This is a genomic window from Streptosporangium lutulentum, from assembly GCF_030811455.1.
Taxonomy (GTDB): domain Bacteria; phylum Actinomycetota; class Actinomycetes; order Streptosporangiales; family Streptosporangiaceae; genus Streptosporangium; species Streptosporangium lutulentum.
On the sequence record NZ_JAUSQU010000001.1, the window covers coordinates 6,937,795 to 6,953,822 of the forward strand.

Here is a 16,028-nt window from a genome sequence, read left to right on the forward strand (position 1 = left end):
GCTCTCGCCTCCGGGGAGCGGCTAGACCCCGTACTCGTCGCGCACTCTCAGCCAGCTCATGGTCGGGTCCTGCGGCCAGCCCTCCGGTGAGTCCTCCCATTCCTCCTGCCTGCCGTACGGGGTCAGGTCCAGGAGGTTGAAGTCCAGCCGGAGCCGGTCCACCCCGCGGCCGTTGGTGAAGTAGGTGCGGAAGAACTCCTCGCCGTCGCGCAGCAGCACGCTCAGCCCGAAGCCTCCGCCCAGGCCGAGGTCGTCGTTGAAGTCACTTCCGTAGGAGGAGTACCAGGGCACGGTCCAGTTCATCCGCTTCCGGACGAGGTCGATCTCCTCCTGCGGCGCGCGGGCCATGAGGATCAACGTGGTGTCCCGGGCGTTGAGGTGCGACTGGTCGGCGATGTTGTCGGTGAACGAGGCGCAGCCACCGCAGAGCCAGTCCTGGCCCGGTTCGAGCATGAAGTGGTAGACGACCAGCTGGCGGCGGCCCTGGAACAGGTCCGCGAGCCCGACCTCCGTGCGGTCGGGCGCGGTGAATCGGTAGTCCTTGTCCAGCCGGACCATCGGCATCCTGCGCCGTACGGCGGCCAGCGCGTCCAGCGCGCGGGTGTGCTCCTTCTCCTTCACCAGCAGCGCGTCCCGCGCGACCTGCCATTCCTGCGCCGAGACGACCCGGGGACGGTTCATGATGTTCCCTTCCAGAGCATTCCCTCAAGGAACTGACGACTCCGACGATAACAAGAGAGCGTTTCCTCAGGGAACCCTTTCGCCTAAACTGGACTCATGCAGCGAACCCGGTTCGGCGACATGGCCTGCTCGATCGCCCGCACCCTGGACGTCGTCGGCGAGCCGTGGTCGCCGCTGATCCTGCGGAACGTCTACGTCGGCATCACCCGCTTCGAGCAGATCCAGCAGAGTCTGGGCATCTCGCGCAAGGTGCTCGCCGAGCGGCTCAGGTGGCTGGTCGAGAACGGCGTGCTGGAGCGGCAGGAGTATTCGAGCCGCCCGCCGCGCCACGAGTACACGCTCACCGCCAAGGGCCTGGAGCTGTGCGACCTGCTGCTGGTGATGGTGCGCTGGGGCGACCGGTGGACGGCGGGCGAGACCGGCCCGCCGGTGCTCTACCGGCACCACGCCTGCGGCGAGATCAGCCACGTCGAGCTGCACTGCTCGGTGTGTGACCTGCCGATGCGCGCCACCGACGTCGACGTGCTGCCCGGCCCCGGGGCGGAGGCCGAGGCTGCCCCCGCCTGAACCTCGCCCGCGTCGGCGAGAGACTCAGGGGGCGATCGGCAGCCGCCGCTTGTGGTCGGTGAGCCGGTAGCGGCGGACGATGGCCGCGAAGGCGGCCTCGTCGACCGGCTTGCCTTCCAGGAAGTCGTCGATGTCGTCGTAGGTGACGCCGAGCGCCTCCTCGTCGGACCTGCCCGGGTTCAGCGTCTCCAGGTCCGCGGTCGGGGTCTTGTGAATCAGCGCGGACGGCGCACCCAGAGCCTGCGACACGGCCCGTACGCGCCGCTTGGTGAGGCCGGTGAGCGGAACCACGTCGGCCGCGCCGTCGCCGAACTTGGTGAAGAAGCCGGATACCGCCTCAGCGGCGTGGTCGGTGCCCACGACCAGTCCTTCGTGCGCGTTCGCCACCGTGAACTGAGCGATCATGCGCTGCCGGGCCTTGATGTTGCCGTGCGAGAAGTCCTGGTGGTGCGCGTCGCGGAAGACCGTGCCGCCGGCCAGCACCGCCTCCAGGGCGGCGTCGCTGGCGGACTTCACATCGACGGTCAGGACCCGGTCGGGCCGGATGAACTCCAACGCCAGCTGTGCGTCCTTCTCGTCGGCCTGGGCACCGTACGGTAGCCGCATCGCGAAGAACGTCGATTCCCGCCCGGTGGCACGGACTCGCTCGACCGCGAGCTGGCACAGCCTGCCCGTGGTCGTGGAGTCCACACCGCCGCTGATGCCCAGCACCAACGAGCGCAGGCCCGTGGAGGTCAGCTGGTCGGCGAGGAAGGCCACCCGGCGCTCGATCTCCTGCCGCACATCGAAGGACACGCTCACCTGAAGATCCCGAGCGATCTCCTGCTGCAGGGATATGGACGCCGTATCGGTCACGGTTGCTCCTCGGTCGGCCCGGTGGGCCTGGTCGGCACGCGCCGTCGGCCGGGGCCACAGGCGCGACTGGATCGACAGCCGGTGATCAAGTGGGGAGAGTTCGCTTCGCGCCCGCGAAGGTCCCTCGGATGGAGTAGAGATCCCCGGCCGGTTTGGTGATGAACAGGTTGTTTCGCCTGATTCCACCGAAGGTCAGGGTACTGGCTGATTCGAGCAGCGGCAGCTTGCCGATCAACGTGTCGTCGGGGTCGTAGCAGTGCGGTCCCGTCAAGAGCCGCGGCCCGGATCCGTCCCTGGCAGTCGAGCCGTCCAGCCCGGCAGGCCGACCTGCAGGCCGGATGCCTGGTCCGGCGGTACGGCGGCGCACCGCGCCCCCTTGGCGGGCACGGTGAGCGACACCAGGTAGCGGTCGAACGCGCTGGTGACGCATTCTCCCCGGCCGTAGATGTGGTGGCCCCAGCCTTCGTAGGTGAGGAGCCTGGCCTCCCGGCCGATCTGCCGCGCGGTACTCACCGCCCACGGGTATCCGGTGGCGGGGTCGTGGAGAGCGTTGACGAGCAGCAGCGTCAGGGGCGCGTCAACGTGCAGGCGACGCTGCGGGTTTGGGATCGTGGGCTGGCCCAGGCAGTTGACGGTCAGCAACATCGCCCTGGGGCCGTAGCGCATGTCCGGCGCGATCTTGGCCGCGGTGCGCAGGTGGCTGTGGTACTCGCGGTAGTCGTGGATCGGCAGATCGAAGTCCTGGCACATGATCTGGACGGTGTTGTTGTACGTCTCCTCCGCCCGTGCGGGAGCCGCTGACATCAGTTGCGGGGTCGCGGTGCTGGTGTCGATCGCCACCAGCACCTCCGCCAGTTCTTTCCAGTAGGGCCCGTAGAAAGCGCCGATCACCTCGTTCTCAAGGGTCATCCGAGGAAGCGGCGTGCCGGGCCGGCCGGGCATGTGCAACTCGCCCCGGTCGGCGCGGGCCCGCAGGTTCCTCCAGAACGCGCGAACGTCCTGGCCGTGCAGTGCGCAGGCGGTGTCCTTGGCGCACCAGGTGACGAACTCGTCGAAGGAGTCCTGGGCGGTCCACGCCACGCCCCTCAGGAACGCGGCGGTGTCGAGGCTGTGGTCCACGTTGCTGTCGAGGGCCAGGGCGCGTACTCGGTGGGGGAAGCGTTCGGCGTACTGCTGGCCGAGCAGGGTGCCATGCGACAGGCCGTAGTAGGTGAGCTTGTCGTCACCGAGGGCGGCGCGCAGGGCGTCCAGGTCGCGGACGACGCTACCGGTGTCGACGTGGTCGAACAGCGGCCCCGTACGGGCTCGGCAGTCCCGCCTGACCTGCTCGTTGTAGGCCAGCCACCGGTCGAAGTCGGCCTGGCTGCGCATGATGACCTCAGGCGCTTGTCCGGCGAGGGCCACCGAGCACAGGATCGGATGGCTGCGTCCGACGCCACGCGGGTCGAACCCGACGACGTCGAAGCGGCTGGTGATCTCCGAGGTGAAGCCGAACGTCTCCTCGAACACGGCGCTGACGCCGGAGCTGCCCGGCCCGCCGGGGTTGACGACGAGGGAGCCGATCCTGGCGGCCGGGTCGGTGGCCTTGCGGCGGGCGAGCGCCAGCTCGAACGTCTCGCCTCTCGGGATGTTCCAGTCCACGGGCAAGGTCAGTGTGCCGCACTCGACGGCGGAGTTCTCCGCGCATGGCGTCCACGTGATCGCGGCGGAAGCCGCTGGTGGGGCGATGGCCGAGGCCGCAGCCGTGGGTGGTGCGGCGAGCAGGGGGAGAAGGAGCGCGAGCAGGACCGTGATCAGAACGGGTTTTCGCACGAAGGGTCCTTACGGGTCTGGGAGTGGGCCATCTGGCAACTCCTGGTTGATGGCTGCCGCGGGTGAGCGCCGTCGGTGTGGGCCAGGTTCGACGTCAGCGCTCAAGATCGGGTGTTCCTGGCCGGCGGGCGGGGTTCAGGTGGGGGCGAGGAGTTGCCGGGCGTCGCCTCGCAGGGCGGTGATGGCCGAGACCGTGATGGCCGCCATCAGGCCGGCGAGCGCGACGGCGCACGGTGTCAGGGCTTGGCGCAGGTCGATCGCGGGGGTGAGGGGCAGGCCGGTGGCGGTGGCTTGGTCAGCCGCTCGGCGGTGGCCTCGGGGGTGGATGCCATGCGTTCATCGCACCGCACGGCCCCGCCCGCGGTCACTACAGGTATGTCGAGGGCCGAGGTAGGCGAAAGCCCACTCGGAAGAGTCCGGGCACCCTCACTGCCCGAAGATCCCGCGATGCGTAGCGTCTCCAGGCATGTACCACTCTGCGGCACTGACCGCGTTGCGAAGGTCCCCCGTCCGATTCTGGTTCACGCGCTGGCCCTGGACGTCGCTGGCGTATCTGGCGATCGGCGCCCTGCTCTGGATCTTCACCTTGCTGGCCTTCACCTTCATCGGCACCATCCCCTACTGGGCGCGCTGGATCGCCACCGCCGAGCGCCACCGGGTGCGGCTGGCCGGGTTCCGGCCGATCCCCGGCCGCCCGCCGGGAGCCGGGCTCCCCGGCCTGCAGGAGCCGCTGCTGTGGCGTGAGATCGCGTTCGCGCTGGCGCACATGCTGATCGGCTTGTTCTCCTTCGTCGCCCTGATCACAGGCACCACCTTGGTCTTCGCGGCGATCGTGGCGGTGTTCGTGCTGGCGGGCGTGGACACGCCGCTGATACAGGACCCCTCACAGGCGCCGCTCCTGGTGCCGGTGGGGCTGCTGATCGTGGTCGCCTCGCCGTACGCGGTGACGCTGTTGGCCTACGTCCAGGGGGCGCTGGCCACGGCGTTGCTGTCGCCCCGAGCTGAGGAACTGCAGACGCAGGTGGCGTCGCTGGCCAGGGCCAACATCGCCGAGCTCGACCGGTTCGAGGGCGAGCGGCAGCGGATCGAACGCGACCTGCACGACGGCACCCAGCAGCACCTGGCCACCTCGGCGATGCGCCTGGGCATGCTCGAACTGGATGTACGCGAGACGTTCCCGCCGGGGCCGGAGCAGGACTCGGCACTGGAGTCGCTGGAGGCGGTCCGGCGGGAGACCGAGCTGGCGCTGGACACCTTGCGCGACGTCGTGCACGGGCTGCGGCCACGCACCCTGATCGACGACGGGCTCGGCGCCGCCCTTCGCGAGCTGGCACGGCGTGTGCCCATCAACGCCACGGTCGACGCCGAGGGCGTCGGGCGCTTCGCCCTGCCGGTGGAGTCGTCGCTGTACTACATCGCCAGCGAGGCCGTCACCAACGCGATCAAGCACGCGACGCCGGACCACATTCACATCGAGCTGGCAGCGACATTCGACCGGATCATGCTGACGGTGTCCGACGACGGCCTCGGCGGCGCGAACTCGGCGCACGGCACCGGGATGGTCGGCATGTACGAACGGACCTCCCTGCTGTCCGGCGAGCTCATCGTCGACAGCCCACCGGGCGGGCCGACCAGGATCATCGCCGACATCCCGCGCCCGTACTGATCACATGTCGCACAATGGCACCATGCGTGTAGTGATAGCCGAAGATGCGGCCCTGATGCGGGAAGGTCTGACCGCCCTGCTGCAACGCTTCGGCCACCAGGTCGTGCACGCGGCCGAAGACGCCGACGAGTTGCTGCGGGCCGTCTCCGACCACCGTCCCGACGTCGTGATCACCGATGTGCGGATGCCCCCGCGTAACCTCGACGACGGTCTGCGGGCCGCGCTGACGATCCGCGCCGAGCATCCGGGGATCGGCATCCTGGTGTTGTCGCAGTATCTCGGTGACGCCTACGCGGCCAAACTGATCGCCGAGCCCGCGAACGGGCCTCGCGGCGGCGGCGCCGGCTATCTCCTCAAGGACCGTGTCGGCAGGGTCACCGACTTCATGCACTCCCTCGACGTCATCGCGGGCGGCGGTATCGTCATCGACCCCAAGGTCGTCGGGCACCTGATGTCCTCCGGGCGCCCTCACGCGCTCGACACGCTCAGTGAGCGTGAACGCGAGGTCCTGGGCCGGATGGCGACCGGGGAGAGCAACGCCCACATCGCCGCGGGCCTGCACGTTACCGAGGGCGCGGTGGTCAAGCACATCGGCAACATCTTCGCCAAGCTCGGTCTCCAAGCCCAAGACGGCAACCGGCGCGTCCTGGCGGTCCTCACCTATCTCCAGGCGGCCCGGCCGGAAGATCCCTAGATGATCGATTCCACGGGGTTCAGCGGTCCCCGCCGTTGAAGCATCCGATCCGACGCAAGGTTCGGATGCCCTGGCCAGGGGCGGTGCCCCCACCGCGCTGCCGGTGGCACACGGCTGCAACGTCGCCGATGACCCCGGCCGTCGGCGGCGCGAAGGCGCTGACCCTCGGCCGGCTCTCCCCCGTCGATCAGACCTACCCTCCCGGGTGAGGTCGTGAAGACGACTCCCACGCGGGAGGCACCCAGGGCGCGCAGCCCCGCACCGAAGGCCGGACGGAGCCCGCCACGCAATCGCGAGGCGGCGGTCTCCGCGTTACGACGCAGGTGGCTCCCCGGAGCCGGGGTCGAGACGGCGGAGGCCGTATGAGCCCACCGCCCTGAGGATCTCCATGGCGCCGGGGTGGACACCGGCGCCGTCCTGCGGGTCACCGAACTCGGGGAGACTGGTCGGGTGCGTTCCGACTGGTACGACCTGCCCGTCCGTCATGTCCTGCCCGAGCTGACCGAGGCCCTGGAGCGGCGTGGCGTCGCCGTGCTCACCGCCCCTCCGGGCACCGGCAAGACCACGCTCGTCCCGATCGCGCTGGCCGGGCTCCTCGACGGGTCGCCGCCGAAACGGGTGATCGTGGCCGAGCCCCGGCGGATGGCGGTACGGGCCGCGGCCAAGCGGATGGCCTGGCTGCTGGAGTCGACGGTGGGCGCGGAGGTCGGATTCTCGATCCGCGGCGAGCGCAGGGTCGGCGCGGAGACCCTCGTCGAGGTCGTCACCACCGGCGTCCTCCTGCAGCGGCTCCAGCGCGATCCCGAACTCGACGGGGTGGACGTGGTCCTGCTGGACGAGTGCCACGAACGCCATCTGGACGCCGACACCGCACTGGCCTTCCTCCTCGACGTCCGCGCCACCCTCCGTCCCGACCTGCGGATCATCGCCACCTCCGCCACCGCCGACGCCACCCCCTGGGCCCGGCTGCTCGGCTCCGGCGACGCCGTTCCCCCGGCCCGTCACCCGGATTCCGGCGACGCCGCCTCCCGGAGTCGTCCAGCCGACTCGACCGGCTCCGCCTCCCCGGGCCGCCCGGCGGACTCCGGCACCTCGGACGGTCCCGGCGGCCCGGCGCCGATCGTGCACGCCTCCGGCACCATGCACCCGGTCACGCCGATCTGGGCTCCGCCCACCAGGCCCGTGGCCCCTCCCCACGGTCTGCGGGTGGACCCTGCCTTCCTGGCTCACGTCGCCGACCTCGTACGGCGTGCGCTGGCCGAGCAGGAGGGGGACGTGCTGTGCTTCCTGCCGGGGGTCGGCGAGATCGGCCGGGTGGCCGCGATGCTCGCCGGCGTCGACGTCCTCCAGGTCCACGGCCAGGCCCCGGCCCATGTCCAGGACGCGGTCCTCTCCCCCTCCGCGGAACGGAGGGTGGTGCTCGCCACCTCGGTCGCCGAGTCGAGCCTGACCGTGCCGGGCGTCCGGGTCGTGGTCGACTCGGGGCTGGCCCGCGAGCCCCGCACCGACCACGCCCGCGGCCTCGGCTCGCTCACCACCGTCCGCGCGTCCAGGGCCTCGGCCACCCAGCGAGCCGGGCGAGCGGGTCGCGAGGCGCCGGGCGTGGTGTATCGATGCTGGTCACAGGCCGAGCACGACCGCCTCCCCGAGCACGCCCAGCCCGAGATCGCCCTCGCCGACCTGACCGGCTTCGCCCTGCAGGCCGCCTGCTGGGGCGACCCGGCCGCCACCGGCCTGGCCCTGCTCGACCCGCCCCCGCCCGCCGCGATGGACGCCGCCCGGCGGACCCTGCACGCCCTGGGCGCCCTCGCCTCCCCCGGCGGCCCGCACTCCCAGGGCGGCTCGGGCACCGCGCGCTCCTCGAACTCCCCGAACGCTTCGGACTCCCCGGGCGCCCCCGACGGCCGGATCACCGCCAGAGGACGCCGGATGGCCGAGGTCGGGGTCCATCCCCGCCTGGCCCGGGCCCTGATCGACGTCGGCCCCCGGGCCGCCGAGGTCGTGGCGCTGCTGTCCGAGCAACTTCCCCGTGACGCGAGCGACGACCTGGTCGCGGTCTGGAGGTCCGCCCGGCAGGGCGGTGGCGGAGGCGGTTTCTCCGCTCGGTGGCGCCGGGAGACGGAACGGCTGGCCCGGGCCGTCCCCCGGAAGGACCGGCGGGGCCCTTCCGGGGAGAACGGCGTCTCCGTGCCGCCCGGCTGGGGCACGAGGTCGGGGTGGAGCGACGACGCCGTGGCCGGGCTGGTCGTGGCGCTGGCCTATCCGGAGCGGGTGGCCCGGCGCAGGGGCGGGTCGTACCTGATGGCGTCGGGAACCGCCGCCGAGCTGCCGGGGGGATCACGGCTGGGCACGGCCGAGTGGCTGGCCGTGGCGGTCGCGGACCGGCCGACCGGGGCCGCGTCCGCCCGGGTCAGACAGGCCGTGGTGATCGACGAGGAGATCGCCGGATTCGCCGCCGCCCCTCTCCACAGCAGCGGGCAGGAGGTCGGCTGGCGGATCCCGCCGGGAGAGCGACGCGGTGACGTCTCGGCTCGCCGGGTGGAACGGCTGGGCGCGATCGAGCTGTCCGCCTCCCGGCTTCGCGACGCCGACGTCCGTCCCGCCATCCTGGACGGCCTGCGCGTCGAGGGCCTGTCGATCCTGCGCTGGACACCCGAGGCCGTCGCCCTGCGCGAACGCCTGGCCTTCTGCCGCCGCACGCTCGGCGACCCGTGGCCCGCGACGGACGACGACGCGCTGATCGACGCCGCCGACCGATGGCTGGAGCCCGAGCTGTCCCGTGCCCGCCGCCGCTCCGACCTGGAGCGCCTCGACGTGACCTCCGCCCTGCACCGCCTGGTCCCGTGGAGCGTCCGGCTGGCGGAGGTGGCCCCCGAGCGGATCGAGGTGCCGAGCGGGTCGCGGATCAGGGTCGACTACTCCGGCGACCAGCCGGTCCTGGCGGCCAAACTGCAGGAGCTGTTCGGCTGGGCCGAGGCCCCTCGCATCGCCGGGGTCCCCTTGGTGATCCACCTGCTCTCCCCCGCGGGCCGTCCGGCCGCCGTCACCGCCGACCTGGCCTCCTTCTGGCGCGAGGGCTACCGCGCGGTCCGCGCGGAGCTGCGCGGCCGCTACCCCAGGCACCCCTGGCCGGAAGACCCCCTGGCCGCCGTCGCCACCCGCCGCGTCAACCCACGCCGCTGACTCCCGGCGTTCGCGGACCGGAAGGCAGGTGCCACGGCCGACCGAGGATGCCGGGAAACCCGGATAAAACGCCCTTCATGTGACAGAATGCGCGGACATTTGCCGGTGCCGGGAAGGGCGAACCTGATGAGCGAAGTCACACCGCAACTGGTCGTGGACAGCACCATGCCCCTGAATCCGGTGGTCTCCCCGGACGGCCGCTGGGTCGCCTACGCGGTCACCACGGTCGGAAGGAAGGAGCGTCCTGCCGGCGCGCTCTGGGTCGTCGCCGCCGACGGGAGCTCACCCCCCAGGAAGCTGACCGCGGGGACGGCGAAGGACTCCCTCCCCCGGTGGGCGCCGGACTCGGCGTCGATCTTCTTCCTGTCGGACCGGGTGGAGCGGGGCACTCGCCAGCTGCACCGCATATCGCTCGACGGCGGGGAGGCCGAGGCCCTGACCACCTGGAAGGGCGGGATCTCCGGTCATCTCCCGCTCGCCGACGCCCACCTGGTGGCCGTGGTCGCCGCGGACGAGCCGACCGAGGAGGACGAGCGCAGAAAGGCCGAGCGCGACGACGCGATGGTGTGGGGAGAGCGGGTGCCCTACGGCCGGTTGCGGCTGCTCGATCTCGGCACGCGCGAGCTCCGGGTGGTGGACGGGCTCGGTGACAGGCACGTCGCCGAGCTGGCGCAGCGTCCGGACGGCGGCCCGCTCGCGGTGCTCAGCTGGGCCGCCCCGGACCTCGACCCCGTCGACTTCACCTCCGAGTTGCACGTGGTCGACCTGGAGCGCGGGAAGGTCCGGGATCTCGGCCGGACCGAGTTGGAGGCGTCCTCGCCCACCTGGTGGAAAACCGGCGGCACCTGGCACCTGGCCTACCTGGCGGTGACCCCGCCCGGCCCGGTCGGGGGCGGTGCCGTCTTCGACGTCACCGTGCACGAGACGGATGACACGGGCGACCATCGCAACCTGACCGCCGGTATGACCGTCTGCCCGTCCGACCTGGCACAGGTCACGGACGGCCCGCCGCTGGCGCTGTTCGCCGACGGGCTCGACACCGCGATCCACCGGCTCGATCCCGGAGCACGGCGGTTCCAGCGGATCTCCTCCGTGGAGGGCTTCGCCGGTTCGCTCACCGCGAGCCGCTCGGGTGAGGTGGTCGCCGCGCTGGCGAGCACGGCCTACGAGCCGAAGAACGTTCACGCCGGACCGCCCGCCGGTCGGCTCGTCCGGCTCAGCGACACCAGGCCGGAACTGCGCGCGGTCAGGTGGGGAGTTCAGGAGCGCCTCTCGTACAAGGCGTCCGACGGCCTCGACCTCGACGGGCTCCTGATCCTGCCGGCGGGCAAGAGCCGGCAGGACGGCCCGTTCCCGCTCGTCACCCTGGTGCACGGCGGCCCCTACGCCCGGTACGCCGACGAGTTCAATCTCGCCTGGTTCCCCTCGGGGCAGTGGCTCGCGACCGCGGGATACGCGGTCTTCCTGCCCAACCCGCGAGGCGGTATGGGACACGGCCACGCGTTCGCGGCGGCGGTCGCGGGCCGGGTCGGCCTGGAGGAATGGACCGACATCGTCAGCGGGATCGACCTGCTGATCGCCGACGGGGTCGCTGATCCGGACCGGCTCGGGATCGGCGGAGGGAGCCACGGCGGATTCATGGCCGCCTGGGCGGTCGGGCAGACCGACCGGTTCAAGGCCGCGCTGATGGGCTCCGGCATCAGCGACTGGGGAATGCTCGTCGCGACCGGCGAACTGGGAACCTTGGAGGCGGGGCTCGGCGGCAGTGCCGGCTGGGAGGGGCCCGGCCCGCATCCCCACGACCGGCTCAGCCCCATCTCCTTCGCCTCGAAGATCCGCACCCCGGTTCTGATCCTGCACGGCGAGGACGACACGAACGTGCCGCTCGGCCAGGCGACGTTCTTCCACCGCGCGCTGCGTCACTTCGGGGCCGAGCACGAGTTCGTCGTCTATCCGAGGGAGGGGCACTCCTTCCAGGAGCGCAACCACCAGATCGATGTGCTCCGGCGCACCCGCGCGTGGTTCGGCAGGTGGCTCGGCGACCCCGCGTCGGATCGGGCCCCCGCGGCCGAGGAAAACCCGGCACCCCCGAAGCCGCGCGCCACGCCCGGCGGCGCGCTATCGTAGTGATATCACTTCGATAGCAAAGGTGGAACTCATGGAACGACGTGCTTTCCGTACGAGTGGATTCGCCGTACTGGTCGGGCTCCTCCTGCTCGGAGGCGTCCTGGCCGCGGTCACCCTGCCGATGGGGGCGACGGCGCAGACCGTCGCCGCGGCCGCGTGGATCGCCGTCACGTTATTCGTGTTCACCGGGTTCGCGGTGATCAATCCGAACGAGGCGAGGGTCGTCCAGTTCCTCGGCCGCTACGTCGGGTCGGTGGACCGGGCGGGCTTCCAGTGGCTGGTGCCGTTCACCAGCAAGCAGTCGATCTCCCTGCGGGTGCGCAACTTCGAGACGGCCAAGCTCAAGGTGAACGACGCCGACGGCAACCCCGTGGAGATCGGGGCGGTCGTCGTCTATAAGGTGATCGACACCGCCAAGGCCGCGTTCGCCGTGGACCACTACGAGGAGTACGTGGCGATCCAGTCCGAGGCCGCCGTCAGGCACCTGGCCACCACGCATCCCTATGACTCCCACGAGGAGGGCCGCACCAGCCTGCGCGACGGCGCCGAGGTGGCCGCCGAACTCACCGTCGAGCTGAGCGACCGCACCCAGCTCGCCGGGGTCGAGGTGCTTGAGGCCCGGATCACCCACCTCGCCTACGCGCCGGAGATCGCCCAGGCGATGCTGGTCCGCCAGCAGGCGACCCAGGTCGTCGCGGCGCGCACCCAAATCGTCGCCGGTGCGGTAGGTATGGTCCAGCTAGCGCTGACCAAGCTGCGGGAGGAGGACGTCGTGGAGCTCGACGAGGATCGCAAAGCGCAGATGGTGTCGAATCTTCTGGTGGTCCTGTGCGGCGATCGGGCGACGCAGCCGGTGATCAACACCGGCAGCATCTATGGCTGAGCGGAAGAAGGTCCTGCTCAGGCTCGACCCGGCCGTCTACGACGCGATCGCCAAGTGGGCGGCCGACGACCTGCGGAGCATCAACGCGCAACTGGAGTACGCTCTGCGCCTGGCGCTCAAGGGATTGGGCCGCGATCCCAGACAGATCGAGCGGAATGACGCGGATGAGTCAAACAAATCATCTGATTAAGCACATGATCCGGACAAGTCATCTGATTGAGACGTGAGGCGCTTCCCCTTCCGCAGTTGCCAGACCACACTCGGTTCATGTCGTGGGTTGGAGTGTCCGCAGTGGAAATCGCGGAGGCCGTGCGACGGGGGAAGGTCGCCGCGTCCATGGTCGTCGAGGAGCACCTCGACGCGATCGCCGCGCGAGACGGGCGCATCGGGGCGTTCCGCAAGGTCCGCGCCGAGCAGGCACTGGCCGAGGCGCGGGCCGTGCAAGGGCGGGAGGATCTGGCCGGGCTGCCGCTCGCCGGGGTGCCGATCGCGATCAAGGACAACGTCGCGATCCGGGGCGAGGCCTCGCGCAACGGCTCCGCGGCGACGCCGGACACGCCCGCGGCCGAGGACCATCCGGTGGTGGCCAGGCTCAGGGCGGCGGGCGCGGTGGTGGTCGGGATCACCAACGTTCCGGAGCTGTGCCTGGTCGGCTTCTCCGACAGCGTGTACGGCGTGACGCGCAATCCATGGGACCTCGGGCGCACCCCGGGCGGGTCGTCCGGCGGGAGCGCGGCGGCCGTGGCCTCGGGAATGGTCCCGCTGGCCCACGGCAACGACGCGCTCGGCTCACTGCGCATCCCCGCCGCCTGCTGCGGGGTCGTCTCGATCAAGCCCGGCCAGAACGTGGTGCCGTCGCCCGAACACGACTGGTACGGGATGTCGGAGAACGGCCCGCTGGCCACGACCGTGGCCGACCTCGCCCTGGCCCTGGCCGTCATGGCGGGAGACATGTCCCTGACGACGCCCGGCGAGACCGAGTCCCTCCAGGTGGGCAGCACCATCGACGACTACCCGGGCGGGCTGATCCCGTCGGAGCCGATGACGTTGCGGATCGCGGTGGCGCCGATGCCGTTGCCGTCCGGATTCTCGGTGGACGCCGAGTTCCAGAACGCGGTGACCCGGGCGGCGGAGGTCTTCGGCGCCGCGGGGCACACCGTCGTGGACCACGGCGAGCAGCTGCCCGCGTGGCTCGGCACCGCCACGGTCGCCACCTGGTTCACGTGCGCGAGGACCAACGCGGCGGGGCTCGACCCGCGCAGGCTGGAGCGTCGCACCAGGTCCCTCGCGAAGGCCGGCCGGCTGCTCGCCAGGCTGGGAATGGACGGCTCGGCGGGCCGCGACCGCTGGCGCGCCCATGGAGCCGACCAGTGGTTCGGCAACGCCGACGTGCTCGTCACCCCGACGCTCGCCACCATCCCTCCGGGCGCGGAGCGCTGGGGTCGCCGCGGGCTCCTGGCGAACGTCCGCACCAACGTGACGTACGCCCCCGTGACCGGAGCCTGGAACATGGCCGGCTGGCCCGCCATGAGCATCCCGTACGGCCTGCACTCCAGCGGCCTGCCCATCGGCGTCCAGCTCGTCGCCGCCCCGGGTGGCGAGTCCCAGCTCCTGGCCCTCGCCGGGCAACTGGAGGCCGCCCACCCCTGGCCCCGCCACGCCCCGCTCGGCTGACGCACCGCAGGTCCCCGCGTCCCGATCGGCCGGGAGGCCCCGGCTCCCGCCGTCCCGAACGGGGGTCCCGGACGCCCGGAGGCGATCGCGAGCGGGGACGCCCTCGCTCTTTCGAGCCTTACCTAATTGGTATTTTATAATCCAATTTGATACCCTCGCTTTGTGCGACTGACAAAGTTCACGGACCTGGCCCTGCGCGTCACGATGCGCCTGGCCGTCATGGAGCAGGGCTCGACCCTCACCACCCGGCAGGTGGCCGAGGCGATGGCCGTTCCCTACACCCACACCGCCAAGACCATCGCCAGGCTTCAGCACCTCGGGGTGGTGGAGGCTCGCCGGGGGCACGGCGGCGGCCTGGAGCTGACCGGCTTCGGCCGTACGGCGTCGTTGGGCTGGCTGGTCCGCGAACTGGAGGGCGAGGAGGAGGTCGTCGTGTGCGAGGGCGAGACCCCGTGTCCGCTGCGGGCCGCCTGCCGCCTGCGCGGCGCGCTGCGCGACGCCCAGCAGGCCTTCTACGCGTCGATGGACCCGATCACCATCGACGACCTGGTCGCCTCGCCGACCGGACCGGTCCTGCTGAGCCTCGGATAGCCGACCGGCGCGCGGCCGGTCGCCGACGCACACCTTTTAATATGAAGATCATTTACCAATTTGGAGGCTGCTGTGCTTTCTCCGGAATCGACCACGATCGTCCGGGCCACGTTGCCCGTGGTCGGCGGCGCCATCGAGGACATCAGCGCGCGTTTCTACGAGTCGATGTTCGCCGACAATCCCGATCTCCAGCGGAACCTGTTCAACCGGGGCAACCAGGCCAACGGCGAGCAGCGCAGCGCCCTCGCCGGATCGATCGCCGCCTTCGCCACACTCCTGGTGGAGCGCCCCGAGGTCCGGCCGGACACGATGCTCTCCCGGATCGCCAACAAGCACGCCTCGCTCGGCATCGCCCCCGAACAGTACGTGGTGGTCCACAAATACCTCTTCGGCGCCATCGCCGAGGTGCTCGGCGACGCCGTCACCCCCGAGGTCGCGCGGGCCTGGGACGAGGTCTACTGGCTGATGGCCAACGCGCTGATCGCCCTGGAGGCCAGACTTCTCAGCAACACGGTCGAGGGCTGGACACAGGCGACCGTGCTCCAGCGACAAGAGCAGAGCGCGGACGCGATCTCCTTCACCCTGCGGCCGTCGATCCCCCTGTCCTTCAAGCCCGGCCAGTACATCAGCGTCGCGGTCACGCTGCCCGACGGCGCGCGGCAGATCCGGCAGTACAGCCTGTCGTCCGCCCCCGAGCGGGACGACTGGCGGATCACCGTCAAACGGGTGCGCGGCGGCGACACCCCGGAGGGCGAGGTGTCCAACTGGCTGCACGCGAACGTCCGGGCCGGGGATGTGCTGACGGTCTCCGCGCCGTTCGGCGACCTGACCCTTCCCCCGGGTGACACCCCGCTGCTCCTCGCCTCGGCCGGAATCGGCGCCACCCCCATCCTGTCGATGGTCGAGCACCTCGCGGCCACCGGTTCCACCCGCCCGGTCACCGTGGTCCACGCCGACCGCGCCCCGGCCGACCACGCCCACCGGGAGGAGCTCACGCGACTGGTCGACGACCTGCCCGACGCCACCCTGCACCGGTGGTACGAGACACCGTGCGAGTACTCCTGCTCGCCGGCGCCCAACGTCGGCACCGTCGACCTGGCCGGCGTCGATCTCCCCGACCGGGTGGTGGCCTACCTCTGCGGACCGCTGCCGTTCATGCGCGGCGTCCGCTCCCAGCTGCTCCGCCGTGGAGTGCCCGCCTCCGACATCCACTACGAGGTGTTCGGCCCCGACCTCTGGCTCGGCAGGGACTGACCGGACGGACGCCGACGCTGTGGCCGCCGATCACCGGAGCA

Annotated in this window: 14 protein-coding genes; 10 read left to right on the forward strand and 4 right to left on the reverse strand. The window is 71.2% G+C overall.

Annotated features, from left to right (window positions below; genetic code table 11):
- Nucleotides 1-21 precede the first annotated feature (21 nt).
- The gene (locus tag J2853_RS30850) at nt 22-681 is read right to left on the reverse strand and encodes a DUF899 domain-containing protein (RefSeq protein ID WP_307564081.1); all 660 of its coding nucleotides are present in this window, start codon (nt 679-681) and stop codon (nt 22-24) included.
- Nucleotides 682-777: 96 nt separating this feature from the next.
- On the opposite strand from J2853_RS30850, the gene J2853_RS30855 reads away from it, so the two are divergent.
- Nucleotides 778-1,248, forward strand: a complete 471-nt coding sequence (locus J2853_RS30855; RefSeq protein WP_307564083.1) for a winged helix-turn-helix transcriptional regulator — start codon at nt 778-780, stop codon at nt 1,246-1,248.
- A 24-nt stretch (nt 1,249-1,272) separates the two neighbouring features.
- Here the strand turns inward: J2853_RS30855 and nadE are convergent, their stop codons facing one another.
- The 3 genes from nadE to J2853_RS30870 all read right to left on the reverse strand — a co-directional run bounded on the left by nadE (nt 1,273) and on the right by J2853_RS30870 (nt 3,915).
- Nucleotides 1,273-2,103, reverse strand: coding sequence for an NAD(+) synthase (gene nadE / locus J2853_RS30860; RefSeq protein ID WP_307564085.1), 831 nt, complete (start codon nt 2,101-2,103; stop codon nt 1,273-1,275).
- An 85-nt stretch (nt 2,104-2,188) separates the two neighbouring features.
- Entirely contained in the window at nt 2,189-2,374 is a 186-nt protein-coding gene (locus tag J2853_RS30865) for a hypothetical protein (RefSeq protein ID WP_307564087.1), read from the reverse strand.
- The gene (locus J2853_RS30870) at nt 2,371-3,915 is read right to left on the reverse strand and encodes an alpha/beta hydrolase (protein ID WP_307564089.1); all 1,545 of its coding nucleotides are present in this window, start codon (nt 3,913-3,915) and stop codon (nt 2,371-2,373) included. The genes J2853_RS30865 and J2853_RS30870 overlap by 4 nt, the downstream gene beginning before the upstream one ends.
- A 466-nt stretch (nt 3,916-4,381) precedes the next feature.
- Here J2853_RS30870 and J2853_RS30875 point away from each other — a divergent pair, with 466 nt between their 5' ends.
- The 9 genes from J2853_RS30875 (at nt 4,382) to J2853_RS30915 (ending at nt 15,987) form a co-directional block, all read left to right on the forward strand.
- Nucleotides 4,382-5,581 (forward strand): sensor histidine kinase, encoded by a 1,200-nt coding sequence (locus tag J2853_RS30875; protein ID WP_307564091.1) that lies wholly within the window; start codon nt 4,382-4,384, stop codon nt 5,579-5,581.
- Nucleotides 5,582-5,603: 22 nt separating this feature from the next.
- A complete protein-coding gene (locus J2853_RS30880; RefSeq protein ID WP_307564093.1) occupies nt 5,604-6,275 on the forward strand; it encodes a response regulator transcription factor in 672 nt (223 codons plus the stop codon).
- 450 nt (nt 6,276-6,725) lie between these two features.
- Nucleotides 6,726-9,458 (forward strand): ATP-dependent RNA helicase, encoded by a 2,733-nt coding sequence (locus tag J2853_RS30885; protein ID WP_307568885.1) that lies wholly within the window; start codon nt 6,726-6,728, stop codon nt 9,456-9,458.
- Nucleotides 9,459-9,584: 126 nt separating this feature from the next.
- Nucleotides 9,585-11,585, forward strand: a complete 2,001-nt coding sequence (locus J2853_RS30890; RefSeq protein ID WP_307564095.1) for a S9 family peptidase — start codon at nt 9,585-9,587, stop codon at nt 11,583-11,585.
- Nucleotides 11,586-11,616: 31 nt separating this feature from the next.
- Nucleotides 11,617-12,468, forward strand: coding sequence for an SPFH domain-containing protein (locus J2853_RS30895; protein ID WP_307564097.1), 852 nt, complete (start codon nt 11,617-11,619; stop codon nt 12,466-12,468).
- Nucleotides 12,461-12,658, forward strand: coding sequence for a type II toxin-antitoxin system antitoxin (locus J2853_RS30900; RefSeq protein ID WP_307564099.1), 198 nt, complete (start codon nt 12,461-12,463; stop codon nt 12,656-12,658). The genes J2853_RS30895 and J2853_RS30900 overlap by 8 nt, the downstream gene beginning before the upstream one ends.
- A gap of 92 nt (nt 12,659-12,750) precedes the next feature.
- Nucleotides 12,751-14,142 (forward strand): amidase, encoded by a 1,392-nt coding sequence (locus J2853_RS30905; RefSeq protein WP_307564101.1) that lies wholly within the window; start codon nt 12,751-12,753, stop codon nt 14,140-14,142.
- Between the two features lie 162 nt (nt 14,143-14,304).
- On the forward strand, nt 14,305-14,733 hold the full coding sequence (locus J2853_RS30910; protein WP_307564103.1) for an RrF2 family transcriptional regulator: 429 nt from the start codon (nt 14,305-14,307) through the stop codon (nt 14,731-14,733).
- Between the two features lie 72 nt (nt 14,734-14,805).
- On the forward strand, nt 14,806-15,987 hold the full coding sequence (locus tag J2853_RS30915) for a globin domain-containing protein (RefSeq protein ID WP_307564105.1): 1,182 nt from the start codon (nt 14,806-14,808) through the stop codon (nt 15,985-15,987).
- The last annotated feature ends 41 nt before the right edge of the window (nt 15,988-16,028 follow it).